The 24,343-nt window shown below is 48.2% G+C and carries 18 protein-coding genes and 1 other annotated feature; of the genes, 15 read left to right on the top strand and 3 right to left on the bottom strand.

The window, feature by feature from the left end; all coding sequences use genetic code 11:
• Nucleotides 1–74: 74 nt before the first annotated feature.
• The 7 genes from trkA (at nucleotide 75) to DWX00_RS17670 (ending at nucleotide 8,698) form a co-directional block, all read left to right on the top strand.
• Nucleotides 75–1,505, top strand: a complete 1,431-nt coding sequence (gene trkA / locus DWX00_RS17700) for a Trk system potassium transporter TrkA (protein ID WP_256372476.1) — start codon at nucleotides 75–77, stop codon at nucleotides 1,503–1,505.
• 15 nt (nucleotides 1,506–1,520) lie between these two features.
• Nucleotides 1,521–2,963 (top strand): TrkH family potassium uptake protein, encoded by a 1,443-nt coding sequence (locus DWX00_RS17695; RefSeq protein WP_118595908.1) that lies wholly within the window; start codon nucleotides 1,521–1,523, stop codon nucleotides 2,961–2,963.
• Between the two features lie 160 nt (nucleotides 2,964–3,123).
• Nucleotides 3,124–4,203 carry a histidinol-phosphate transaminase gene (gene hisC / locus DWX00_RS17690; protein WP_118595907.1) on the top strand — a complete coding sequence of 360 codons (1,080 nt, stop codon included), beginning with the start codon at nucleotides 3,124–3,126 and terminating at the stop codon, nucleotides 4,201–4,203.
• Nucleotides 4,204–4,363: 160 nt separating this feature from the next.
• Entirely contained in the window at nucleotides 4,364–5,740 is a 1,377-nt protein-coding gene (locus DWX00_RS17685; protein WP_117510359.1) for an MATE family efflux transporter, read from the top strand.
• A gap of 175 nt (nucleotides 5,741–5,915) precedes the next feature.
• Nucleotides 5,916–6,200, top strand: coding sequence for an HPr family phosphocarrier protein (locus tag DWX00_RS17680; RefSeq protein ID WP_055227790.1), 285 nt, complete (start codon nucleotides 5,916–5,918; stop codon nucleotides 6,198–6,200).
• 302 nt (nucleotides 6,201–6,502) lie between these two features.
• A complete protein-coding gene (locus DWX00_RS17675) occupies nucleotides 6,503–6,715 on the top strand; it encodes a small, acid-soluble spore protein, alpha/beta type (RefSeq protein WP_055220834.1) in 213 nt (70 codons plus the stop codon).
• A gap of 195 nt (nucleotides 6,716–6,910) precedes the next feature.
• A complete protein-coding gene (locus DWX00_RS17670) occupies nucleotides 6,911–8,698 on the top strand; it encodes a glycoside hydrolase family 2 protein (RefSeq protein ID WP_117510357.1) in 1,788 nt (595 codons plus the stop codon).
• A 187-nt stretch (nucleotides 8,699–8,885) separates the two neighbouring features.
• Here the strand turns inward: DWX00_RS17670 and DWX00_RS17665 are convergent, their stop codons facing one another.
• A complete protein-coding gene (locus DWX00_RS17665; RefSeq protein ID WP_118595906.1) occupies nucleotides 8,886–10,157 on the bottom strand; it encodes a prolyl oligopeptidase family serine peptidase in 1,272 nt (423 codons plus the stop codon).
• Between the two features lie 390 nt (nucleotides 10,158–10,547).
• Here DWX00_RS17665 and DWX00_RS17660 point away from each other — a divergent pair, with 390 nt between their 5' ends.
• From DWX00_RS17660 to DWX00_RS17640, 5 genes are all read left to right on the top strand, one after another.
• The gene (locus tag DWX00_RS17660; RefSeq protein ID WP_118595933.1) at nucleotides 10,548–12,011 is read left to right on the top strand and encodes an alpha/beta hydrolase domain-containing protein; all 1,464 of its coding nucleotides are present in this window, start codon (nucleotides 10,548–10,550) and stop codon (nucleotides 12,009–12,011) included.
• A 97-nt stretch (nucleotides 12,012–12,108) separates the two neighbouring features.
• Complete coding sequence (locus DWX00_RS17655) at nucleotides 12,109–13,722, top strand: apiosidase-like domain-containing protein (RefSeq protein WP_118595905.1); 1,614 nt, start codon at nucleotides 12,109–12,111, stop codon at nucleotides 13,720–13,722.
• A 175-nt stretch (nucleotides 13,723–13,897) separates the two neighbouring features.
• Nucleotides 13,898–15,448, top strand: a complete 1,551-nt coding sequence (locus DWX00_RS17650; protein WP_158578903.1) for an ABC transporter substrate-binding protein — start codon at nucleotides 13,898–13,900, stop codon at nucleotides 15,446–15,448.
• Nucleotides 15,449–15,575: 127 nt separating this feature from the next.
• A complete protein-coding gene (locus DWX00_RS17645; protein WP_118595903.1) occupies nucleotides 15,576–16,523 on the top strand; it encodes an ABC transporter permease in 948 nt (315 codons plus the stop codon).
• 10 nt (nucleotides 16,524–16,533) lie between these two features.
• Entirely contained in the window at nucleotides 16,534–17,433 is a 900-nt protein-coding gene (locus tag DWX00_RS17640) for a carbohydrate ABC transporter permease (RefSeq protein WP_118595902.1), read from the top strand.
• Between the two features lie 63 nt (nucleotides 17,434–17,496).
• Here the strand turns inward: DWX00_RS17640 and DWX00_RS17635 are convergent, their stop codons facing one another.
• Together DWX00_RS17635 and DWX00_RS17630 are read right to left on the bottom strand one after the other, a co-directional pair.
• Nucleotides 17,497–19,077, bottom strand: a complete 1,581-nt coding sequence (locus tag DWX00_RS17635) for a response regulator transcription factor (protein ID WP_055266925.1) — start codon at nucleotides 19,075–19,077, stop codon at nucleotides 17,497–17,499.
• 35 nt (nucleotides 19,078–19,112) lie between these two features.
• Nucleotides 19,113–20,828, bottom strand: a complete 1,716-nt coding sequence (locus DWX00_RS17630; protein ID WP_055266927.1) for a sensor histidine kinase — start codon at nucleotides 20,826–20,828, stop codon at nucleotides 19,113–19,115.
• A 298-nt stretch (nucleotides 20,829–21,126) separates the two neighbouring features.
• On the opposite strand from DWX00_RS17630, the gene DWX00_RS17620 reads away from it, so the two are divergent.
• The 3 genes from DWX00_RS17620 to rplL all read left to right on the top strand — a co-directional run bounded on the left by DWX00_RS17620 (nucleotide 21,127) and on the right by rplL (nucleotide 24,236).
• Nucleotides 21,127–22,683 carry a DUF5605 domain-containing protein gene (locus DWX00_RS17620; RefSeq protein ID WP_117801328.1) on the top strand — a complete coding sequence of 519 codons (1,557 nt, stop codon included), beginning with the start codon at nucleotides 21,127–21,129 and terminating at the stop codon, nucleotides 22,681–22,683.
• 415 nt (nucleotides 22,684–23,098) lie between these two features.
• Nucleotides 23,099–23,243: a sequence feature (ribosomal protein L10 leader region), on the top strand.
• Between the two features lie 37 nt (nucleotides 23,244–23,280).
• Nucleotides 23,281–23,790 (top strand): 50S ribosomal protein L10, encoded by a 510-nt coding sequence (gene rplJ, locus DWX00_RS17615; protein ID WP_055227784.1) that lies wholly within the window; start codon nucleotides 23,281–23,283, stop codon nucleotides 23,788–23,790.
• A 71-nt stretch (nucleotides 23,791–23,861) separates the two neighbouring features.
• Nucleotides 23,862–24,236 (top strand): 50S ribosomal protein L7/L12, encoded by a 375-nt coding sequence (rplL, locus tag DWX00_RS17610; RefSeq protein ID WP_022462823.1) that lies wholly within the window; start codon nucleotides 23,862–23,864, stop codon nucleotides 24,234–24,236.
• The last annotated feature ends 107 nt before the right edge of the window (nucleotides 24,237–24,343 follow it).

The raw sequence follows: 24,343 nt of genomic DNA, 5'->3' as shown, positions 1-24,343 counted from the left end.
CTTTTCCTGGAAATATGATATAATCGCCATCGTACAATAGGGGTACAGATCTGCTTTTTGGAGTGCATCGAAAAATGGTTTTACGATGCCGCCTGGCGGGTCTTTACTATTTTACGCGAAATGCTTTTGCATTGAAGGGAGAGAACATGAAAATTATCATTGTGGGCTGCGGAAAAGTCGGAACCGCACTGACCGCCCAGCTGAGCCGCGAGGACAACCTTGTGACGGTCATTGACACAGACAGTATTGTCGTCCGCAACGTCTCCAACACCTACGACGTTATGGGAATTGTAGGAAACGGAGCAAGCTATCAGGTGCTTCAGGAGGCGGATATTGAGCATGCGGATCTGATGATTGCCGTAACCAAAAGTGATGAAATGAACCTGCTTTGCTGTGTCATCGCCAAACAGGCGGCAGACTGTCACACCATCGCCAGAGTCCGAAACCCGATGTATCGGGAGGAGAGAGAATTTATCCGTAAAAAGCTGGGTCTGTCCATGATCATCAACCCGGAGCACGCGGCCGCCATGGAAATGGCAAGACTGCTGCGGTTCCCATCTGCGATTGAGATCGACAGCTTTTCCCGCGGAAGAATCGAAATGCTGCGCTTTAAAGTGCCGGAAACATCGAAAATTGTCCATATGTCGCTGCGTGAGCTGGCCGGAGCGCTTCAGTACAGTCTGCTGGTCTGTGCTGTTGAGCGAAACGGCGAGGTTTACATACCGGATGGAAATTTTGTGATCCAGGCAAAAGACAGCCTTTCCATCATTACCACACCGCAGAACGCAGAGAGCCTGTTTAAGAAAATTGGTGTTCATACAAACAAGGTACACAATACGATGATTGTTGGCGGCGGTGAAATTACGTATTATCTCGCAAAATCACTGGCAAATATGAACGTCGATGTCAAGATTATCGAGAAAAATAAGGATCGCTGTGAGGTTTTAAGCGAAGCACTGCCAGATGCAACCGTTATTTACGGTGACGGAAGTGACCAGGAGCTCTTAAAAGAGGAGCGCATCCAGAATATGGATTCCTTTGTGGCCTGCACCGATATGGATGAGGAAAACATCATTCTGTCGCTGTATGCGAAAGAGAAGGTATCCTCAAAGGTTGTAACGAAAATCAACCATCTGGAATTTAATGATGTTATCCACAGCCTGAACCTGGACAGCCTGATCTACCCGAAACACATCACCGCAGAGTACATTCTGCAGTATGTCCGGGCAATGAAAAACTCCATCGGAAGCAACGTTGAGACGCTGTATAAGCTGATGGAAGACCGTGTGGAGGCTCTTGAGTTTATCGTGAACCAGAATTGCCGTATGATCGGCATCCGTCTGCAGGATATGAAAACACGGCCAAACCTTCTGGTAGCAGCGATTAACAGACAGGGAAAGGTCATCATTCCGGGTGGACAGGATTCCTTTGCGGCAGGAGATTCCGTCATTATCGTAACAACGGAAACCGGTCTTCAGGATATCCATGAGATTCTGGCAGAGTAACGGGGGAAGCGGATTATGAACTATAAAATGATTCGTTTTGTCATCAGCTGGGTGCTGAAAGTGGAAGGTATGCTGATGCTGCTTCCGGCGCTGGTCGGAGCCATGTATCAGGAAAAGACAGGTTTTGCGTATCTTATCTGGGGACTGCTCTGCGTTGCGGCCGGTCTGATCCTCTGCTTCAGAAAACCGTCCAATATGGAAATCTATTCCCGCGACGGATTTGTCTGCGTTTCGTTAAGCTGGGTTGTCCTTGGTGTTTTCGGAGCGGTGCCGTTTGTAATTACGGGGGAAATTCCGTTTTATATCAATGCGCTGTTTGAGATCGTTTCCGGTTTTACAACGACAGGAGCCAGCATTTTGAGTGATGTGGAAGCACTTTCACACGCCAGCCTGTTCTGGAGAAGCTTTTCCCACTGGATTGGCGGTATGGGCGTTCTTGTGTTCATTCTTGCATTGCTTCCGATGAAGGGCGGTTCCGTCATGAACCTGATGAAGGCAGAGAGCCCGGGACCGACTGTTTCCAAATTTGTTCCGAGAGTGCGCGGAACCGCTAAAATTCTGTATCAGATTTATCTTGGCATGACACTTTTTACCATTGCTGCCCTGCTGCTTTCCGGCATGAAGACATTTGATTCTGTCACACTCGCCATGGGAGCTGCCGGAACAGGAGGCTTTGCCGTGTTGAACAGCGGCTGTGCAGTGTACACACCACTGCAGCAGTGGATTCTGACAATCGCCATGATTGCGTTCGGTGTGAATTTTAACTTTTATTATCTGATGCTTTGCAAAAAGGGAAAGGCCGCCATTTCGTCCCAGGAGGTAAGAGCGTATATCCTGATTATTCTTCTGGCAGGAGGCGTGATTTCCTGGAATACCTATCCGATGTACCATTCCATCGGTGAGACAGTACGGACCGCCTTTTTCCAGGTCGGATCGATTATCACGACAACGGGTTATTCCACGACGGACTTTGATCTCTGGCCGGAGCTGTCAAAATGTATTCTGGTGATGCTGATGTTCATCGGAGCCTGCGCCGGTTCAACGGGAGGCGGAATCAAGGTTTCGCGAATCCTGATCCTCTTAAAAACCGTGAAAAAAGAGCTTGGTTCGATCGTACATCCGCGCAGTATCAAACGCATCCGTTTCGATGATCACCCGGTAGAGCATGAGGTTCTGCGGGCGATCAACGTATTTTTGATTGTTTATCTTGTGATCTACAGCTTTTCCATGCTGATCATCAGTGTGGATGGATTTTCCTTCGAGACAAACTTCACGGCAGTTGCCGCAACGCTGAACAACATCGGACCGGGTCTTGACCAGGTAGGACCGACCAGCAATTTCTTTGGATACGGTCCGGTTTCCAAGCTGATTCTGATTTTTGATATGCTGGCAGGCCGTCTGGAACTGTTTCCGATGCTGATTCTTTTCTATCCGTCTACCTGGAAGAAGAGAGGATAAAGCGGTTCACCGGGAAAAAGAGGGACTTTGCGTCGGCGGGAAACTGCCGGAGCAGAAGGAAAAGAAAAAATGGTTACGATTCACAGGGTTTTCCAAAAAACAGAAAGACGGAATAAAGTCAGGGTGCATTTCCTGACCACAGGCAGAAAGGAAGGAACTTATGAGTAACTGGGAAAAGAATGTAAGAAAAGTTGTGCCGTATGTACCGGGCGAGCAGCCGCATGAGGCTGACATGATCAAGCTGAATACGAATGAGAATCCGTATCCGCCGTCACCAAAAGCCGCAGAGGCGATCAGACGGGTAGCAGAAGAGGATACCCTCCGTCTCTATCCGGATCCGACCGCGGCAGAACTGGTGCAGGCGATTGCGGATGTCTACCACGTAAGCACAAAGCAGGTTTTTGTCGGCGTTGGTTCGGATGATGTTCTGGCGATGGCGTTTATGACGTATTTTAACTCTGACAAACCGATTCTTTTCCCGGACATTACGTATTCCTTCTACGATGTCTGGGCGGAGGAATTCCGCATTCCGTACGAGCAGATCCCGCTCGATGAAAATTTCTGCATTGTGCCGGAGCAGTATTTTGCAGAAAACCATCCAAATGGCGGAATCGTGTTCCCGAACCCGAATGCACCGACGGGTGTGGAGCTTTCACTTTCTGCGATCGAATCGATATTACAGCACAACCCGGATGTGGTTGTAATTGTGGATGAGGCATATGTGGATTTCGGAGCAGCCACTGCGCAGCCGCTGCTGGAAAAATATGAAAATCTGCTGGTTGTGCAGACAACATCAAAATCCCGTTCGCTTGCCGGCATGCGCATCGGCTATGCAATCGGAAATGAGAAGATGATTTCGTATCTGAATGATGTGAAATATTCCTTCAATTCGTATACCATGAATCAGACCACGATCGCAGCCGGAGCCGCAGCGATCCGCGATGTGGAATATTTCCGCAAGACGGTGAAAAAAGTGATGGAAACGAGAGAGTGGTCGAAGGAGGAGCTGAAAAAGCTGGGATTTTCTTTCGAAGATTCGAAATCGAACTTTATTTTCGCAACGCACAAAAGCGTACCGGCCGGGAAGATTTTTCAGGCACTCCGGGAACGCCATATTTATGTGCGGTATTTTGAGAAACCCCGCATTGACAATTATCTGCGTATTACGATTGGCACGCGGGAAGAAATGCAGACGCTGTTTGATTTTTTGAAAGATTACTTAACCGAATCAAGCAAGTAGCGAAGCGGATTGCAAATATCCGCTTGCCAAGAGGGATGAAGCAGCTGAAAATATAAAACAGAAGAAGAGTATCTGCAGAGGAGCAGAAGAAAATTTTAAAGGGGGACTGCCGTCGGAATCAGCCATGAGATCCGGCGGCAGTTTTAGAAGGTATTTGGGTATGAACAAAGAGAAGAAAGAAGTAGTAAAGGTAAATCAGATTACAGAGGGTGTTATCTGGCAGCAGATTCTGATCTTTTTCCTGCCGATTCTGTTCGGAACGTTTTTCCAACAGCTTTACAACACGGCAGATGCCATGATTGTCGGACATTTTCTCGGAAAACAGGCACTTGCGGCGGTCGGCGGAACGACAGGTACGCTGATCAATCTGCTGGTCGGATTTTTCGTCGGCCTTTCGAGTGGTGCGACGGTTGTTATTTCACAGCATTACGGAGCCAATAAAGAGGACAAGGTGCAGTGGGCAGTGCACACGTCCATTGCCTTTTCCATTCTCGGAGGTATTGTGCTGACAGTAGTCGGCATTGGCTGTTCGAGATGGATGCTCGATCTGATGAACACGCCGGATGATGTTGTAAATTATGCGCTGATTTATATGCGTGTTTATTTCCTTGGAACCATCGGAAACCTGATTTACAACATGGGTTCCGGTATCCTGCGTGCGGTCGGCGACTCGAAACGTCCGCTGCTGTATCTGATCATCTGCTGTATGACCAATATCGCGCTTGACTTTTTATTTGTTGTCGGTTTGCAGATGGGTGTTATGGGCGCGGCGCTTGCGACCATTCTGTCGCAGATCATCAGTGCGGTTCTTGTTATGGGCTCTCTGATGCGGACCAGAGACATTTACCGGCTTCATCTGCGGAAAATCAGCATTGACTGGATTATGCTCAAACGGATTATCCGCATTGGTTTTCCGGCAGGCGTACAGTCAATTCTGTACTCGGTATCGAACGTGATCATTCAGTCTGCTGTCAACTCGCTGGGAACCAACAATGTGGCTGCGTGGGCGGCTTACGGAAAGGTGGACGGTCTTTTCTGGATGATGATCAATGCGCTCGGTATTGCGGCGACAACCTTTGTCGGTCAGAACTACGGTGCGAAAAAGATGGATCGTGTACACCGCGGTGTGCGCACCAGCATGATCATGGCATTCCTGATGACGGGTCTGATGGTTGTGTTTATGTGGTTTATCGGTGATACACTGATTTCTCTGTTTACCACAGATACGGCGGTGCGTGAAATCTGTCACGGACTGATCCATTTCCTGGTGCCGACCTTCTTCACCTATATTTCCATCGAAATCCTTTCCGGTGCACTCCGTGGTGTCGGAGATGCATGGATTCCGATGTTTATCACCGGAATAGGAATCTGCGGAGTACGTATCGTGTGGATGACGGCGGTTTTGCCGCATTTCCACTCCTTAAAAGGAGCGGCCTTCTGCTATCCGCTGTCATGGGTGATCACAACGATTGCGTACTTTATTTATTACCTGTTCTTCAGTCAGCTGAGTAAGAGGAAAGAATTGAGGAGTATCTAACAGAATGTTCAAACTGTATTAACAAAACTGTGCTATCATGAAAATATCAGTGTCAAAAGGTCAAAAAACCGATGCAGGAGGATTTTTGAACTCGGGACACGGCAAAAAATGAGTAAGTAGCCATTTTTCAAAGAAAAATGAGCGGATTACAAAGGAAAGACAGGTGGAACGTAAGATGGTAAGTGAAAAAGTAACGATTGTCAATCCGTCAGGTCTGCATCTTTTAAACGCGGTAAATTTGTCAAACAGTGTAAGCCGGTACAAATCTTCCATGTCGTTTACCTATGAAAACAACGGGATGCAGGGAACGGTTAATTTAAAGAGTATTTTGAGTATCGTAGCTGCAGGAATCAAGCAGGGAGAAACCATTGAGATCTGCAGCAGCGGGGAGGATGAAGAGGAGGCACTTCGGGCGGCTGTTGCCGCAATTAAAAGCGGGCTCGGAGAGACGCCGGAGTGAGGAGATAGGAACATAGAATAGAAATAAAGAAAAGGACCTCGCTTTTTGAAAAAACGGAATGGGAAACCGGACCGTATTTCAAAAAGCGAGGTTTTTTTTGTGGCGGCAGATAAAAGATTCCTGCCTTCGGGGGGGATTTCGAAAGCAGGGATGAAAAGATAAGCTGCGAAGCAGCTCTTCGGCTATGAGCAAGCAGCGAAGCGGATTGCTCATAGCCGTTTGACAACAGGAGGTATAAGGCCGGAAAAAAGTGTCTACACTCTGGATAAAGCAAAAATGCAGAGAAAAGGAGTGTAGAAAAAATGGCAAGGCAGAAGAAAATTGATCTGGAACATATGACGGAGAAGGAGAAAATGAAATACGAAATCGCAGGTGAGCTGGGGCTTTTAGAACGCGTGCTGAATGACGGCTGGCGATCACTCACGGCAAAAGAAACGGGACGGATCGGTGGCCTTGTGACACGGAGGAAGCGGCAGATGGCGGCGGAAGGAAAGAACGAAAACGAAGAAAAATAAGCGGTACCGCAATTTTTGCAATATCCTCAACAGTTTTGACCATAGATTTTTCCTGTGAAAGCGTTATAATAAAAACAAGGAATGGGTGGTGCCGCGCCAAAGTCCGTGTCTGCACGAGACCCGGCGACTGCCGCGATACCCTGAGAAACTCGCAGAGCGTGTTTCGGATCGTTTGGAGAAGTGAGGGAAAAGTTTATGGAAGCAAAAAAAGAGAAAAAGTATATGTCGGATATCCATCTCGAGGATTATACCGAACAGTACGAAACGGGATTTGCCACAGTGGACACGATGATATTTGAAGGGGGAAGAAGAGAGGAGCTGCTGAACGGCGGCTGGCATTATGCAGTCGATCAGTACGATACCTGTCTGCGCCAGAAATGGTACAAAGAGAGATACCGCGACGAAAAAGGCTTCACTGTGCCAATCGACTATTCCTTTGACGAGTGGCCGGTGATGCAGCTTCCGTGCAGCTGGAATACCATCGATCCGATGTATCTCCTGTATGAGGGAAGCATGATCTTTACGAGAAAAATTTCCTATATCGCAGAAAGAGAGGAAACAGTTTTTCTGAAGGTGGGCGCAGCCAATTATCTGTGCCGCGTTTTCTTAAACGGAAAATACGTCGGTATGCATCGCGGCGGATCGACACCGGCGTTCTGGAATATCACAGAATACCTGAAAGCGGAGAACCGCATCGTGCTTGCTGTTGACGGAACGAGACGGCCGGAGCAGGTGCCGACCGAGAATACCGACTGGTTCAACTACTGCGGCGTATACCGCGATATCGCACTGATCCGTGTTCCGAAATGCCATATCAAAACTTTTAAAATTGCGCTTGTGCCGGACGGAACATTTGGACATGTTATGGCGAAAGTGACACTGTCGGAAAAAATCACAGCCAAGGCAGAGCTTGTCATCGAGGAGCTTGGCGTGAGCCGGAAAATCCAGCTGGAAAACGGAGCCGGAGAAGTTGTTTTTGATGCAAAACCGGAGCTTTGGACACCGGAAAAACCGAAGCTGTATGATGTAAAAGTAACCTGTGGAACCGATACCGTCAGCGATCGGGTCGGCTTTCGTGAAATTCGCGTGAACGGCAGAGACATTCTGCTGAACGGAGAGCCCGTTTTCCTGCGTGGTATCAGTTGCCACGAAGACAGCGTGGAAAACGGAAAAGGCCTGACAAGAGAGGAACGGATCGAAAATATCCGCATTGCGAAAGAACTGGGATGCAACTTCATGCGCCTTGCACATTACCCGCATAACGAAGAAATGGCAAAACTCGCCGACGAGCTTGGGCTTCTTTTGTGGGAGGAAATTCCGGTTTACTGGGCAATTCGTTTTGAACGTGAAAAAACATATGAGGATGCCAAAAATCAGCTCCGCGAACTCATCAACCGTGACTGGAACCGCGCGAGCGTGATCATCTGGTCTGTCGGAAATGAGAATGCCGATACGGATGAACGGCTGAAATTCATGAGCGCACTGGCAGAATGCGCGCATCGGGAAGATGAGACGCGAATGGTGTCTGCGGCCTGCCTGGTTAATGCTGCGAAAAATAAGATTGAGGACCGTCTGATGGAATACCTTGACATCATCGGCATCAACGAGTACTGCGGCTGGTACACCCCGGATTTTGCGATGCTGCCGGCACTGATGGAAAACAGCCAGCCGGACAAGCCGGTTATCGTAACGGAGTTCGGCGCAGACGCGCTGCCGCATCACCATGGAACCATCTCGGACAAAGGAACCGAGGAGTGCCAGGCGGATGTGTACGAAAAACAGATTGCAACGCTGCGGAACATTGACTACATCAAGGGCATGACCCCCTGGATTCTCTACGACTTCCGCTGCCCGCGCAGAACAAGCCTGATCCAGAAATATTATAACCGGAAGGGGCTGCTCTCTGAGGACAAAAAGTACCGCAAACCGGCATTTTATGTGCTGCAGAAATTTTATGAAGAGCTGAAAAGAAAAGAACAGTAGGGGCAAGAGCTTTTCGAAAAGATCAGCCGACTTGCACGGTTGATGATATCAAACGGAACAGAGAAAAAAAGACAAGAACAGACAAAAACAGATGGTATGAAATCAGCTTTGAAGTCCGATTTCATACCATCTGTTTTTTTTTCACTGCAACAATCCGCCGTAGGCGGAGAATCCGGCAAGTGCTGTGTTATGCTTTTTTCTGTGCAGCCATCCACTCCAGAATCGGAGTTTCTTTTCCGTCCGTCATAACCGGTTTGCCGTCATAATCGAGGACACACTCATCGTTCAGCATCGGGATCCAGGACCAGTGGCCGATGTATTCGAATGGGGTGCCGTCTGCATTTTTCTGGGTTCCGGTGTGATCGAGTACCTTGTCCCAGTAGGTGAAGTGTGCATTCGGATTGACCTTTGCCAGACGCTCATAGGTCGGAACGACAAAGTCATCCGGAACGACAACCGGGTCGGTTTTTGCGTGTGTAAACCAGATCGGCAGATCTTTGAGCTTCAGAATATCTTCATCGGAGATAAATGCATCCGCCAGAGCCTCGCAGACCGGATATGCGGCAGCGTAGCGGGACGGGTTGAAAATGAGCTGTTTCATGGTCATAAAGCCACCGTTGGAGCAGCCGCCGATGTAGATGCGGGAGCGGTCAATCTGCGGATGGGCATCCACGAAAGCACCGATCAGGGCATCGAGAACTTCGGTATATTTGGAAGAACCGTCTTTGGTATATTCGCCGGTTCCGTCATCCATCCACATGGTTGGAGCCTGTGGAGCGAGCAGGTAGGTCTTGCCGCCGAAAATTTTCTGAATCTTTGGGGAAATCAGGTTTACAACTTTATTTCCGATTGCTGCAATCAGCGGTTCCTGTCCGCCCTCACCTGCGCCGTGCAGCCAGATGATCAGCGGGATTTTCTCATCCGCATCCATTTCCGGCTCGTAGTAAACGTAAGAGAGCGGAATCTGCGGATCATCGTAGCGGTCTTCTTTGAGCCATTCACCGTAGATGACGCGGTTTCCGCCGTCTACGTCGAACGTCTGCGGAGAAATGGCATCATCGTCTGTTGCAATTTCAGAGGTCTGTGTCACATCGTAAGCAACATTGACAAATACATTAAAATTACCGTTGAATTTGATGATGGAGCCGATTCCTTCCATGATGAAACACGGCAGCTCCAGCGTCAGACAGGTACCGTCCTCGCACGGTGCACCGGTTTTGTCAGAAACGTAAACGTTCGAAACGCGGCGTGTGCCGTCCATGGAATCATCCGGTTTGTCACCCATGAAATTCGGCCAGACAAAGTTCTCACCCTCGGTGGATGTACGGGTAACGTGTACCGTAAACTGCTCCGGAGATGGGGCCGCACCCTTCATGCTTTTGCCATAATCCAGAATTATTTTCGAAATATGCGGACCGAAATCAAAAACTTCGGTAATGGTATAATAAGTTCCGTTCATTTGTAAAAACCCTCCTTTGGTACGGAATGTACGCTCAGAGTCTTTCTGCACTTGCTTTTGCGACTGACAAAAATCATCTCACAAAATCAGGTACAGAAAAAGCTTGAGAGTACAGTTGTTTGCATGGGCAGAAAAGACGGTATTGGGAATAGTAGAATTTTTTTCTGCCCGACAATACCAGTTTACTACAGACATTCCGAAAGAAAAAGTACAAATCAGAGATAAAGTTGCACAGAGATGCTTTTTCTGTGTTTTTGTTTTCGGAACGGAAAAAGTCTGATCGAAACAGAAACAGCAGAAAAGTGTCAAAAAACAGCAGAATCGTTGTTTTTCGTATTGGAGCCGTATGGAATAATAAAATCATACAAGGAAAAAGGGAGGTTTTATGAGATGATTACAAGACTAGAGGAGATTCCGGTAACGAAAGAAAGCTATCCGTTTGCCAGTGCGGAGCGTTACCTGAAGCTGTCGGAGCGCGGCTATGTGGAGAAGGAATATTATATGTATGGAACGGCAAATGTCTACGAGACAGCCGACGAGCGCGGCGGCGTCTGTGTGCGCACTGCAGATGCACCATACACAAACCGCATCATCGTCCGCGCGCCGCAGGACACTGCAAAATGCAGCGGAAACGTTGTAGTGGAGATCATCAACCCAACGAGTTTTATGGAGATTGACCGCATGTGGATTCTCGGCTGGAAGAAATTTGTACGGGACGGCGATATCTATTTGGGAATCACAAGCAAACCGAATACCATCGCTAAAATGGTAGAGTTTGATGAAAAGCGTTACGGCCGTCTTTCCTGGGCCAACCCGACGCCGGATGTGCCGTTCTCGGAGCGACTGCAGGTCACAGGCGGACTCGGCGATCTGAATCATGATTACGAAACGGGTCTTTTCTGGGACATGCTGACAGACCTGGCGTGGCTGCTGCGCGGCGATGAGGAGCAGAATCCGATTCGGGAATATAAGAGAGAATACGTCTATTTGACGGGCTGGTCACAGTCGGGTTCGTATCTGTTCCGCTATCTGAACAGCTTTGCGTATCGTCCGGAGGTGGCACGCGGTGCGTGTGTATTTGATGGCTACCTTTCCGGAGGAGGAGTCCATTCCCTTGGTATTCCGGTCAACCAGTATGAAACCATGGCTCCGTACCATTACAGTCTGACACGTGTGGAAAAGGCGCGCGAGCCGTTTATCGCTGTGCAGACAGAGAGTGAAAACGGAAGAATGGAAGCATGGCGCATTGCCCAGCAGGACAGCGATGATCCGGAGTTCCTGTTTCGCCAGTATGATGTGACGGGTGCAAGCCATGACACTTCCTATAGCTACGTGGATTACTATCAGAACGATCCGGATCTGGTGCGGATCAACCATCTGCCATTCTATATGGGAAAAAATGAGGAAGGAAACGACTATCCGTCCCAGATTCTTTTTGCGGCAGCATTTCGGAATCTCTTTACCTGGGTACGGACAGGCGCAGCTCCGGCGCACTGTGACCGGATTGCGGTTGACAGCGACGGAGAAAACAAAAAGGATGCGTTCGGAAATACGATCGGTGGACTGCGTACCTGCCTCCTTGACTACCCAACCGGAAGATACAGCAATACCAGCGACATTGAAAAAGGCCAGAATTTCCTGGATCCGGAATCGGAAAAGGAAGGATTGTTCGGTTATCAGCAGGCGTTTTCGAAAGAAATGATAAAAGAGCTGTACGGAACATTGGCACATTACCGGGAAATGGCGGAGAAAAACACGAAAGAGCAGGTAACGAAAGGCTTTGTCTGCCGCGAGGATGCGGCGGAGCTGGTTGAGATTGCCGTGCAGCTTGCAAAGAAACGCGGACTGGAATAAAAAACAATAAACAATAAACAGTTACAGTAAAATCAGATTCGAGGAGCGTGCCCGAAAAAAACCGGGCGCGCTCTGCGCAGATAAAGGAGAAAATAAAATGGGGATGAAAGCAGAACAGTGGCGACAAATTATTTTATCATTTGAGAGCAAGAAAACATACAACAATCCATTCCTCGATGTTTCCATCTGGAGTGTTTTTACGGGACCGTCGGGAAGAAGGATCAGAAGAGAAGCGTACTGGGACGGTGGAAGTACCTATCGGATTGCCTTTGCGCCAACCGAAACAGGAATGTGGAGTTATAGGCTGGAAGCACCGGAGGAGACGGGACTTTCCGGAGTGCAGGGAACGATCGAATGTATTCCATACGAAGGAGATCTTGCCATTTATCGGCACGGATTCCTGAAAGTGCATCCATCAGGAAGATATCTGACATATGCAGACGGAACACCGTTTTTCTGGCTCGGTGATACGCACTGGGAATTTGCCTTTGGTGAGCGGTGGGACGAATCGAACCATCCACAGATGACGAGCATGTTCCGCGGCATGGCGGACCGCAGGAAGGAACAGGGTTATAACGTTTATCAGACAAACCTTCGAAGCGACAGCTGGAAGGAGCACAAGAGCCGTTACTGGAAAACGGATGCCGCAGATGATGCGCCGGATGTGGCATTTTACCAGAACGAACTCGACCGCCGCATGCAGTATCTCGCTGACCTCGGCTTTATCAACGCGCTCGGTTTTGCCTGGTCCGGCTCGATCGAGCAGGGCGTGGAGCACCAGAAACATCTGGCGCGCTATATCATTGCCCGCTATGGCGCCCTTCCGGTTGTGTGGACGCTGGCAGGCGAAGTGGCAGGCTATTTCCCGGGAAAGCCGCGGGAAACAGCCATCAAAGGCTGGCGTGAGGTCGCAAAGTATGTGGAAGAAATGGACGGCTATGGAACACTGCAGACCGCACATTATACGAATGAGCGTCCGTTTGCAGATTACTATTATGATGAATCATGGTTTGATTTTGTGCTGAATCAGGCCGGACACGGCGATTTTCCGATCAATCCGTCCTGGTACCGTACCTATCGGAAGGAACACGGAACAAAACCGTTCATTGAAGGCGAGTCTCTGTATGAATACTGTTCCACACTGGAAGAAAACGGAACCCGGCTCTGCACCGATGCAATGCTGCGCCGCGTGGCATATATGGCAGTCCAGACCGGCGGCTGCGGTTATACGTACGGTGCGCAGGGAATCTGGGATAATATCTGGGAGGTAAGCGACATCAACCCGGATTTTAATGCATTCAACAAATTTGGCATCACCTGGGCGAAAGCCATTGACGGCCCCGGAGGCGCACAGATGGGATATCTGAAACATTTCTATGAAGAACATCATTTTGAGGAGATGGTGCCTTACGATCCGGCAGAAGCAGAGGAGAGTATCAGCCCGTTTGCCAATAAGCTTGCGGCTGCCACGATCAGCCGGGATAAAACGAGAGCACTGATTTATTACGGAGAGATGGATGGCATGAGTACACCGCTCGCGGGCCTTTGCGACGGAATCTATGCAATTTCCTGGTTTGATCCGAGAACGGGACAGACAGAAAAAGCAGAAATCCAGGTGGAAGTGCGTGGAAAGTCGTGCATTATGCCAAAGAAACCGGCGGCGGGAGACTGGGTGCTGATAGCAGAATGCATAGAAAAAACTGAAAAGTGATCATAAACTATACAAAATGCGGAAAGAAACCGCAGAAAAGTGCAAATTCATCGCAGGATTGTTCTTTTTTGGAGGTAAGAAAGCAGATATAATAAGATCATCAAATGAGTCACGGCCGAAACTCAGAAACGAAATAAAGCAGCAAGACAAAAAGATAAAAAGCGAGGACGAAAGAATGAAAAAGAAAGTAGCAGCGATTTTCATGGCATCCATTATGGCATGCTCCATGGCCGCATGCGGAAGCAGCGGCGGAAGTTCAGATTCCGGAAAGACAGATTCTAAGGATAAGAGTACCGCATCCAGTACAGCAGAGAACGGAAGCGGAGAAGTGGAAAAAATCATCGTAAGCTTCCCGACCTGGACGGGTGCTCCGGCAGATACGGAGAAAGTACAGGAAGCCATCAATGATATCACAAGAGATAAGATTGGTGTTGAAATTGAGCTTTCCATTACTGATTACGGTTCCTTTAACCAGAACACGACGCTGGCGCTTTCCGCAAATGAGGAAATTGATGTACTTGCATGTGTAGGTTTCCCATATGCAACCGGAATTCAGCAGGGATACCTCTCCGACCTGGAAGAAAATGATCTGATTCAGACTTACGGACAGGGAATTATTGATGCGGTTGGACAGGAAAATGTAGATGCCTGCCGTGTAAACGGAGTTTTATATGGACTTCCAAGTAACCGAGACATTGCACAGGGACGTGGATGCGCAGCGATCGCAACCGAGTATCTCGATGGTATTGGCTACGAAGCAAACACAGACGATGAGATCGTAAAAATCAGTCTGGATGAATTAAATGACATTTATGCACAGCTGCATGAGAAGTATCCGGACAAAGAGGTTTATCGTCCGACAACAGGTTCTATGTCGCAGTTCTCTAACGTAGACTCCCTTGGAGGAAATGTGTTCGGTGTGCTGCTTGACTATGGCCAGAACCTTGATGTTGTAAACCTCTTTGAGAGCGATTTCTACAAGGATTATTGTGCAAGACTGTATGACTACAATCAGAAAGGCTATATCAGTGCCGATGCATCGACCGATACAACAGCAGTCGGAGAGCTTGTAAAAGCCGGAACTCTGATGAGCTATACCACAGGCGGAAAGCCTGGCATCAAAGCGCAGGAGACTACACTGACCGGTCGCGATATGACCATCTTCCAGACACTGGATGACTATATCAGTTCCACATCTGTGGCTAGTATGCCTTGGACCATTCCGATCTCTGCACAGCATAAAGAAGCAGCCATGAAATTCCTGAATGAGTGCTACACAAATGCCGATATCGCAAACCTTCTGGCATGGGGCATCGAGGGAACACATTATAAAATTGGCGATGACGGACTTGCTGCTTATGCAGACGGTGTAGATGCATCCAACTCCGGATGGAATCATTCCATGGGATGGATGATGCCGAACCAGTTCCTGACCCATGTATGGGAAGGAAATGATCCGGATCTGTGGACAGAGATGAAAGAGTTTAACACCAATGCAAAGGTTTCCAAAGCAAGCGGTTTCTCCTTTGACAGCACAAATGTGGCAAACGAGCTCACAGCAGTACAGAACGTATACAACGAGTATCAGACCAGCGTAGAGTACGGCTTTGTAGACCCGGAGACCGGAATTGCTGAGATGAATGATAAGATGATGACTGCAGGCCTCCAGAAGATTATCGACGAGAAAAAGGCACAGTTGGAAGCATGGCAGGAAGCAAACAAATAAAGTTTAAGAATTTAGATCAAAAAATGACTGCGCCGTCCCAAAAACAGGACGGCGCAGGTTGTAAGAAGAGAAAAATCTGTCAAAACCGGAACGCTTTGGGACCGGCTGCGGATAAGAAAAAAGGAGAATGAAAAACATGGCAAGAGTGAAAAGTCAGAAGAGCCAGAAAAGACGAAAAACATTTGTACGCTTTCTGCCGATCTATATTCTGATGCTGCCGGGCCTCATTTATCTGTTTATCAACAATTATATGCCTCTGCCGGGCCTTGTAATTGCATTCAAACAGTACAATGCCGGAAAGGGCATCTACGGAAGTCCATGGGTAGGACTGAAAAACTTTGAATATCTGTTTACGACAAGCGATGCCTTTGTTATTACACGAAATACGATTCTCTACAACGTGGCCTTCATTGTAATCAATACAACACTGGCAATCGCAGTAGCTATTATCTTGAGTGAACTGGAAGGAAAACGGAAGAAAGTTTACCAGAGTGCAATTCTTCTTCCGAACCTCCTCTCCACCGTTATCATCGGATATCTTGTTTTTGCATTCTTCAGTGTAGAAAACGGATTCATTAACAACACGATTTTAAAGGCGCTGGGAAAAGATCCGGTTTCCTGGTATTCGGAACCGAAATACTGGCCGTTTATCCTGGTTTTTGTCAGTGCATGGAAGTCGGTTGGCTACAACTGTATTGTGTATCTGGCAACACTGATGGGATTTGATAAATCCTTCTATGAGTCAGCCAAGATCGATGGTGCAACGAGATGGCAGCAGATCAAATATATTACCCTGCCGCTTCTGCGTCCGACCATTATCATGCTGACCATGATGGCAATCGGAAGAATTTTCTACTCTGACTTCGGTCTCTTTTACCAGGTGCCGATGAACCAGGGAGCTCTGTATTCCACAACAAACACAATTGATACCTACGTATATCGCGGACTGCTTCAGATGGGCAATGTTTCGATGTCTGCCGCAGCCGGTGTTTACCAGTCGATCGTAGGATTTATTCTGGTGCTTGGCGCCAACCTGCTGGTACGTAAAATTGACCGCGACAGCGCGCTGATCTAGGAGGAACGGTATGAAAACAAGAGAAGATAAAATTTATAGCTTTTTCGGCCATCTGATCATGACAATCCTGACACTGCTCGCGATCATTCCGATTCTGTTGATGTTCATTTCCTCATTGACTGACAATGCAACTCTGTTACAGAATGGATACTCTTTTCTGCCGAAAAAGTGGAGTACCTATGCTTATGAGTGGGTATTCACATCCAGCAGTTCCATGGTAATCAAAGCCTACGGAATGTCCTTTATCCTGACCGCAACCGGCGTTGTCTGCAGCCTTGCCCTGACAACCTGTCTGGCCTATGGTCTTTCGAAAAAAGGTCTGCCGGGACGCAATGTCCTGACCTTTCTGGTGTTCTTTACCATGCTGTTCAACGGAGGCCTTGTACCGACCTATATCAACTACACAACCGTATTTCATGTGAAAGATACGTTTTTCGGATTGCTGGTTCCGTCTCTGATGATGAGCGCATTCAACGTTCTTCTGATGAAGAGCTACTTTGTCACCGGTGTGCCGGATGAAATTCTCGAGGCTGCCTATATTGACGGTGCAAACGAGTTCCAGACTATGTGGAAGATCGCAATTCCGCTGTCCAAGCCGATTATTACAACAGTTGCCATGTTCTCTGGTATTGCCTATTGGAATGACTGGAACAATGGTTATATCTATCTGACAAAGAGAACGGATCTCTACAGTATCCAGAACCTGCTGAACCGTCTGATGCAGAATATTCAGGCGCTGACGCAGAACGCCAACAACATGGCGCAGGCAGTCGAAGGCCTCTCCCAGATCCCATCCGGAACGGTTCGTATGGCGATGGCAGCACTTGGTATTCTGCCGATCATGATCATTTATCCGTTCATCCAGAAAAACTTTGTAAAAGGTATTACCCTTGGCGGCGTGAAGGGCTGATAAAAAAGTAAGTGAATCCAAAAAATCCGGCTTTCCGATATGCAAAAGGAAGGCCGGATTTTTTTAATTTCTAAACTGCCGTGGTGTCATGCCCGTCGATTTTTTAAACTGGCGGGAGAAGTACGAAATATTCTGGAAGCCGCAGGTGATGGCAATGTCGCGGATGCTCATTTCGCCCTTTGCGAGAAGCTCCTTGGAGCGAGCAATCCGGCGGTCGATGATGTAGTTGATGAGAGAACTTCCCGTGTCTTTTTTGAAGAGATGGGACAGATAATCGGCGTTCAGATACACCATGGCCGCAAGCGTATCGCGATCCAGCTCGTCGGAGAGGTGCGATTCGATATATGCCTTCACGGTGGCAACAGCCGTGTCCTGGGAAGCGGCTGCCTGACGGCTTTGTGTGAACAGCAGAAGACTGTTGGAAATCCATTCTCGTAAAGCACCAAACGAGGAGAAGGTCTGCTCCGGGGAAGCAACGGTAATCTGGCGGCGGAAGGCTTCGTCTTCGCTGCCCGGATGATCCATCTGGCGAAACAGCAGCTGCAGGAACTGATAGTAAAAGCCGGTCAGAAATTCCCGTGTAGCAGTGCCGGAGCTTTTCGTCTGATTTAAGAAAGCGAAAACCTCAATCTGAAGCTGTTCCGTTCTTCCGGATGTGAGAAGATCGGACCAGCGGTCAGATGGAATCGGCTGAAAAGGCGTCTGAACAGGAGCTTCGGTTTCAGCGGCAAGATCGAAAACGTGATTTTCGTAGGTGACGTTCTTTCCGGCGAAGGCTTTCATGGAAAGAAAAGCTTTTCGCAGGTCTTCCGGGAGACAGACCTTCTGATCAACGAAAAAGTTGATCGAGAACGGAAAGTGTGTCACAAAGTCGGTCAGGGCCTGACGACATCGGCCAATCACGGCGTCCCGAGAGTGTGTGGAGGCCGGGAGAAGCAGAAGATAAAAACCATCAAGCACACGGATCGTCAGCGGCAGCTCGCCGGGTTCAAAAAAATATTCCCGGGCAATATTTTTTAAGGCAAATTCATACAGGGTACGGTTGTCGGTCGGAGAAAAGGAGTTCGTCTGTCCGGTCTGGATCAGAAGCGGACAGAAGGGCTGATGAATCAGTTCGACATTCAGACGGCGATAGCGGATTTCATCCATCACTTCGGAAGGAGCAGAGGAAATACTGCCATTTAACAGGTCGAGGAAAAACTGTTCCGCAAGCGGGAGCTCACTTTCCTTCCAGTAATTGGCATGAAGGGTGTTGACGTGGTCCTTCTGCTGCTTTTCACATTGCGCACAGGCTTTGTCAAGAGCTTCCAGAAGAGCATGGTCGTCCAGCGGCTTCAACAGATAGTCACTGCTGGAAAGCTTCATAGCGCGGGAAATATATTCAAATTTTGCATAGGCGGTCAGAAAAATGCAGACGGTTTCGTAGTGTGCCTGGCGGATCTGGTCAAGCAGTTCGAGGCCGGAACCGCCGGGCATCTCGATATCACAGATCATCAGATCAATCGGATGCGCGGAAAAGGCTTCCAATGCCTGTGTCAGATTGTAGGCACAGAAAATCTCAAAAAAGTCCGGGCGTAGTGTGCGGATTTTGTTGGAAATGCTTTCGACGGTATAATATTCATCGTCTACAATTAACAGGTTCATAATAACCTCCCAAAACATATTTTTAGCTGTTCCGGTTATCCGTCGATGCGGAAAAAGGGAACGTAAGGAAAATCAATGGTAATCTGAGCGCCTGCGCCGGGGCGGTTGCCAAAAGCAAAAGCTGCGTCGGGAAAAATCTGGCGGAGGCGGAGCACCACGTTTGTGATGCCGATGTGTTCCTGCTCGGAGTTTACATAGGTATCAAGCTTTTGCAGCACGGCAAGTATATCCTCGGAAAAACCGCATCCGGTATCCCAGATACAGATATGAAGACGGGTACACTGATTTTCTTCCTGCGCGGTGATATCGATATGCATGTCCAGCACTTTCCCCATAACGACCTCATATTTGATCGTGTTTTCCACAAAGTTCAGGAGTATAAGCGGCACAACCGTTGCATTTTGCAGCGATTCTTCGCAGGAAGGGAGCAGGCGCAGCGCGCCGGGATAGCGGATGGAGGAAAGCTCCACGTAGTTTTTTACAAGGTTTAGCTCTTCTAAAAGCGAGACGGTCTGGCCGGAGGAAAGCGTATAGCGCAGATGTACACTCAGGTTCTGAAGCATCTGCCGTGCCAGGTCCGCATGGTTATTTTCAGTCAGCTGATAAATGGTGTTCAGGCAGTTGATCATAAAATGCGGCGTGATCTGCTGCTTCAGGTAAAGCGCTTCCAGCTTCTGACGGGCGAGCTGTTTTTCGTAATTCGCGATTTTCAGATCATCGATCTCTTCGACCATATCGTTGAAAGCGGTCGTCATTTTCCGGAATTCGTCGAGCATAGCGTCATCCGGAATCCGCACCTTGAGATCACCGCCGCGGAGCTGTTCCAGCGCATGCGTCAGCATGTGAACCGGGTGAAGAACCCAGCGGTGCAGGGAAGCAGACAGGAGCAGCCAGATTACGAACAGACCGAGCGAAACGATCAGGGCGAGAAGATAAAAGCTGCTCTGATATTTGGTGTATTCCGAAGCCTTTAAAAGCAGGGTCAGCGACAGCGGTGTTTCGTTCAGTTCATGTGAAACAGCCATCCAGGAGGTTCCATCAATGTCGTAGGAAGGATATCGTCGCCATTTCAAGCGGGGAGCCTCCAGGCGGACATCGTTTGACGGGGTGCGCAGAAGAAGGGGACCATCGGAAAAATACAGAAGACTGTCCTGCGTTTTTGTATCGACCAGAGTGCCAAGGAGTGTATCCGTGGAAATGTACGCGCCGAGCAGATATCCGTTCAGGTTCAGAATACGGACAAGGTAATATTTCCCGTTGATTTCGTTGAGATTCCATACAGAGGACGGATCCTCTGTTTTGGCGATTTCACGGATATAGTTCCAGAGGAACGGTGTCGGGTTGGTGGTCTGGTCATAGAGGACCAGGGCATCTGTGGCTTCCTGATAGCAGAAAAAGCCGTCTACGGTATAGTTTGGCGTTGCGTTTTCAAAGCTTTTTTTGATTCGGTTTAATGTGATATACCAGTTGGTTGTCTGTGGTTCTGCTGCGCGGAGGGAAAGAAGATCGGCATCATTTAATGCGAAAACATAGAGGTAGGTTTCCGTGCGGGAAAGATTTTCATCCAGGCTTTTCTGGTACAGAACCAGTGTATTTTCCGAGTTCTCATGGATCCGCTCAAGCATCAGACCGAAAGCGGCTGTGTTGTTGTACGCGACAAGCGCGCAAAAAAGGACGATCATGACTGCAAGCAGAACAAAAATACGAAAACCAAGTGAGTGTATGGAAATTTTGGAAAAGCGTTTTTTCAAAGGACCATCTCCTCTCCTGTACATGTTAGATATATGCTGAATTTTGAGCCAGATAAAAAGAAAATGCCGGAACTGTTCAGCAAAAGGTCCGGCAGACTCTATGGGAAAGTTTACAATAAAAGTGAAAAAACGTCAATAAATACAAGGAAAAAAGAAATAGATATCGGCAAAAGTGATAAAAAAATAACTGAATTATTGTTTAAAAATTTAATTTAAAAAGATTGACTATTCAAAATACATTTAGTAAAATTAAATTATCACGATACGAAGCAATACTTATTTTAGAAAGGTGGAACGTATGTTACAGTCTTATACCGAATATGTAAAACGATATGGAATTGCAGAACTGGTTTTCCGGGGACCGTCCGAGGGAAATCCGTTTGCGGAGCAGTGGGTGAAAGGAACGATGGCAGGCCAGGCAGAGGAAAAGCATGCCGAGGGCTTTTATGACGGAAACGGCGTATACAAGCTTCGCTTTATGCCATCCTGCGAAGGAACGTATGAGATTACCGCAGTAACAAGCTGGGGCGATGAGGCAAAGGTGACGGTGGAGGTCAGCGCAGCCGATGAAAACTGCCACGGTCCGGTCCGGGTAGCAAACACCTACCATTTTGCTTACGATGACGGAAAGGAATACTACCCGTGCGGTACGACCTGCTATGTGTGGGAGCTGCAGAGTAAGGAGACTCAGGAGAAAACGTATGAAAGCCTTGCTGCTTCTCCGTTTAATAAGATCCGCTTCTGCGTTTTCCCGAAGCACTATGTCTACAATTTAAAAGAGCCGGCACAGTATCCGTTTGAAATTCGTGAAAATTCTCCGTGGTCTCCGTCTGACTTTGAGACAGAGAAGCTGGAAAAAGCGCCGCGCAATATGTTCGGCGGCATTGATGCCATGATCGAAAACCCGGATGAAGTATGGGATTATACCCGTCCGAATCCTTCTTATTTTGAACACATTGAAAACACGATCGCACGCCTTGGCACCATGGGAATCCAGGCCGATCTGATTCTGTTCCATCCGTACGACCGCTGGGGCTATTCCCGCATGAATCTGGAGCAGCAGAACTTTTATTTAAGATACGTTGTCAACCGTTTCAGTGCATACCACAATGTATGGTGGGCTATGGCAAATGAATTTGACCTGTTCCGCTGGAAACCGGTATCCGAGTGGGAGTCCAATGCAGAAACCGTCTGCCGTCAGGATCCGTACCGCCATCTGCGCTCCATTCACAACTGTATGACCATGTACGATCATTCCAGGGGATGGATCACGCACTGCAGTCTGCAGAGAATCGATCTGTACCGTACCGCAGAAAATGTGGAAATCTGGCGCCCGCAGTATGGAAAACCGTGCGTACTCGATGAGATTGCATATGAAGGAAATCTTCCGTTCGGCTGGGGAAATATCAGCGGCGAGGAGATGACACGCCGGTTCTGGGAGGCATATACCAGAGGTGGATATGGCCAGCACGGCGAGACGTATGAAAATGAAAACGGTGTGATCTGGTGGTCACACGGCGGAGAGCTGAGGGGCGGCAGCCCGGCGCGTATTCAGTTCCTGCTGGACATTATGGAAGAAAACGGAGGCTATATGGAGCCGCTTCCGGCATTCTTTGATGAGACTTGCTGCACGAACGGCGCAAGCCATCCGAGAAAAGACTGTATCATGTACTATTTCGGAGCCAACCGCCCATGCCGTCGCCCGTTCCACATGCCGGAAGGCCAGGAGTTTGATGTGGAAGTCATCGACACCTGGAACATGACCATCACCCCGGCAGGCCGCCACAGCGGAGAATTTACGATCGACATGCCGTCAAGACCGTATATGGCTGTGCGACTGGTGAAAGTGAAATAAAAATGTGGGAGAGGAATCTTGAAATTCGGTTCTGCATATGATATAGTATATGTAGCTGATAAGAGAAATAAGTGACATGTGTTCACAAAGCGAACCCCCAGCAGCGGCAACTGCTGGGGGTTCTTCCCTATTTTACGGAAGGGCATCCGCCTGGGCTAATTGTCACCATGTTTTCCGTCTAGCCACTTGCAGATATAGTAGCTGATTACACCTGCTACAACGGAAACGATAAGAGAAATAAGTATAGACATGCGCTCACCCCCTTCCTGTTGCCAGTTTGGGAGGCGACAACAACGTAAGTATAACATGGTATAGGAAGAAACGGTTTGAAAAAATAGAACGCATATTTTGATGAAGTTGCACAAATATGAAAAAAGTTTATTTTGATCTTGACAACTCGCCTCACATATGCTATCATACCACCTGTATCACGCCGAAGACAGCAGGTGCCGCAAGGCGTAAGTTTCAAACGCCTGCCGAGGAGAAGTTACACAAGGTTCATGTTATGGAATTTTGAGATCTCTTCGCCAATCTTCGCGAAGAGCTTTTTTTATACTTCCAAAGCGTAGGTACGAAATACTACAAGGAGGTGCAATCATGGCAATCAATGCAAAAATCGATCTGAAGAAGCCGGTCCTGGAAGAGATCAGCGCACAGGTAGAAGGCGCACAGTGCGTGCTGCTGGTAAACTACAGCGGATTAACCGTTGCTCAGGATACTCAGCTGCGTAAAGAGTTAAGAGAAGCAGGCGTTCATTACAAAGTATACAAAAATACAATGATGAAACGTGCATTCGCTGGTACTGCTTTCGAGTCTCTTACCAAAGACCTGGATGGCACAAACGCTATCGCAATCAGCAAGGACGATGCAACAGCTCCGGCAAGAATCATCGCTAAATTTGCAAAAACCGCTCCGAAGCTGGAGATGGTTTCTGGTGTTGTAGAAGGAAACTACTACGACAAAGCTGGAATGGAAGCACTGGCAAACGTTCCGTCAAGAGAAGAACTTCTTGGCAAACTGCTTGGAAGCATCCAGTCCCCGATCGCAAACCTGGCTCGCGTCCTCAACCAGATCGCAGAGTCCAAAGGCGGCGCAGCAGAGGCCTAAGCCTCAAGCGGGCAGCGTGAAATACGCAGCCTGAGAACATTATTCAGAAAATATCCAAGGAGGAAAATAAAATGGCAAAGTTAACAACCGCAGAGTTTATTGACGCTATCAAAGAGTTATCTGTATTAGAGTTAAACGATCTTGTAAAAGCATGTGAGGAAGAGTTCGGCGTATCCGCAGCAGCAGGCGTTGTAGTTGCAGCAGCAGCAGGCGATGCAGCAGCAGCTGAGGAGAAAGACGAGTTCGACGTAGAGCTGACAGAGGTTGGCCCGAACAAAGTTAAAGTTATCAAAGTTGTACGTGAAGCTACAGGACTTGGCCTGAAAGAAGCTAAAGAAGTAGTTGACGGTGCTCCGAAAGTCCTCAAAGAGGGTGCTTCCAAAGCAGAAGCTGAAGAGCTCAAAACTAAACTTGAGGCTGAAGGCGCTAAAGTTACTCTTAAATAATTTAAGCGTAAATCAGAATCTATGGACGCACGGCGGGATTTCCTGCCGTGCGTTTTTTTGAAAACTGCGCGTCGCATTCTCGTTACTTCAGCCTGCAAATAAAAAGT

Origin of the sequence: Blautia sp. AF17-9LB (assembly GCF_003479185.1) — a bacterium.
Classification (GTDB): domain Bacteria; phylum Bacillota; class Clostridia; order Lachnospirales; family Lachnospiraceae; genus Fusicatenibacter; species Fusicatenibacter saccharivorans.
Note: the sequence above shows the minus strand (reverse complement) of the source record. Positions and strands in the feature narration are given on the sequence as shown.

What these genes read in the sequence shown, in the direction of transcription:
- DWX00_RS17655 (WP_118595905.1), top strand. Translation starts at nt 12,109, where the DNA reads ATGGGGATGAAAGCAGAACAGTGGCGACAAATTATTTTATCATTTGAG.
- DWX00_RS17665 (WP_118595906.1), bottom strand. Translation starts at nt 10,157, where the DNA reads ATGAACGGAACTTATTATACCATTACCGAAGTTTTTGATTTCGGTCCG.
- DWX00_RS17645 (WP_118595903.1), top strand. Translation starts at nt 15,576, where the DNA reads ATGAAAAACATGGCAAGAGTGAAAAGTCAGAAGAGCCAGAAAAGACGA.
- hisC (WP_118595907.1), top strand. Translation starts at nt 3,124, where the DNA reads ATGAGTAACTGGGAAAAGAATGTAAGAAAAGTTGTGCCGTATGTACCG.
- DWX00_RS17680 (WP_055227790.1), top strand. Translation starts at nt 5,916, where the DNA reads ATGGTAAGTGAAAAAGTAACGATTGTCAATCCGTCAGGTCTGCATCTT.
- DWX00_RS17640 (WP_118595902.1), top strand. Translation starts at nt 16,534, where the DNA reads ATGAAAACAAGAGAAGATAAAATTTATAGCTTTTTCGGCCATCTGATC.
- DWX00_RS17620 (WP_117801328.1), top strand. Translation starts at nt 21,127, where the DNA reads ATGTTACAGTCTTATACCGAATATGTAAAACGATATGGAATTGCAGAA.
- DWX00_RS17660 (WP_118595933.1), top strand. Translation starts at nt 10,548, where the DNA reads ATGATTACAAGACTAGAGGAGATTCCGGTAACGAAAGAAAGCTATCCG.
- rplL (WP_022462823.1), top strand. Translation starts at nt 23,862, where the DNA reads ATGGCAAAGTTAACAACCGCAGAGTTTATTGACGCTATCAAAGAGTTA.
- DWX00_RS17695 (WP_118595908.1), top strand. Translation starts at nt 1,521, where the DNA reads ATGAACTATAAAATGATTCGTTTTGTCATCAGCTGGGTGCTGAAAGTG.
- DWX00_RS17670 (WP_117510357.1), top strand. Translation starts at nt 6,911, where the DNA reads ATGGAAGCAAAAAAAGAGAAAAAGTATATGTCGGATATCCATCTCGAG.
- DWX00_RS17650 (WP_158578903.1), top strand. Translation starts at nt 13,898, where the DNA reads ATGAAAAAGAAAGTAGCAGCGATTTTCATGGCATCCATTATGGCATGC.
- DWX00_RS17685 (WP_117510359.1), top strand. Translation starts at nt 4,364, where the DNA reads ATGAACAAAGAGAAGAAAGAAGTAGTAAAGGTAAATCAGATTACAGAG.
- DWX00_RS17675 (WP_055220834.1), top strand. Translation starts at nt 6,503, where the DNA reads ATGGCAAGGCAGAAGAAAATTGATCTGGAACATATGACGGAGAAGGAG.
- rplJ (WP_055227784.1), top strand. Translation starts at nt 23,281, where the DNA reads ATGGCAATCAATGCAAAAATCGATCTGAAGAAGCCGGTCCTGGAAGAG.
- DWX00_RS17635 (WP_055266925.1), bottom strand. Translation starts at nt 19,077, where the DNA reads ATGAACCTGTTAATTGTAGACGATGAATATTATACCGTCGAAAGCATT.
- trkA (WP_256372476.1), top strand. Translation starts at nt 75, where the DNA reads ATGGTTTTACGATGCCGCCTGGCGGGTCTTTACTATTTTACGCGAAAT.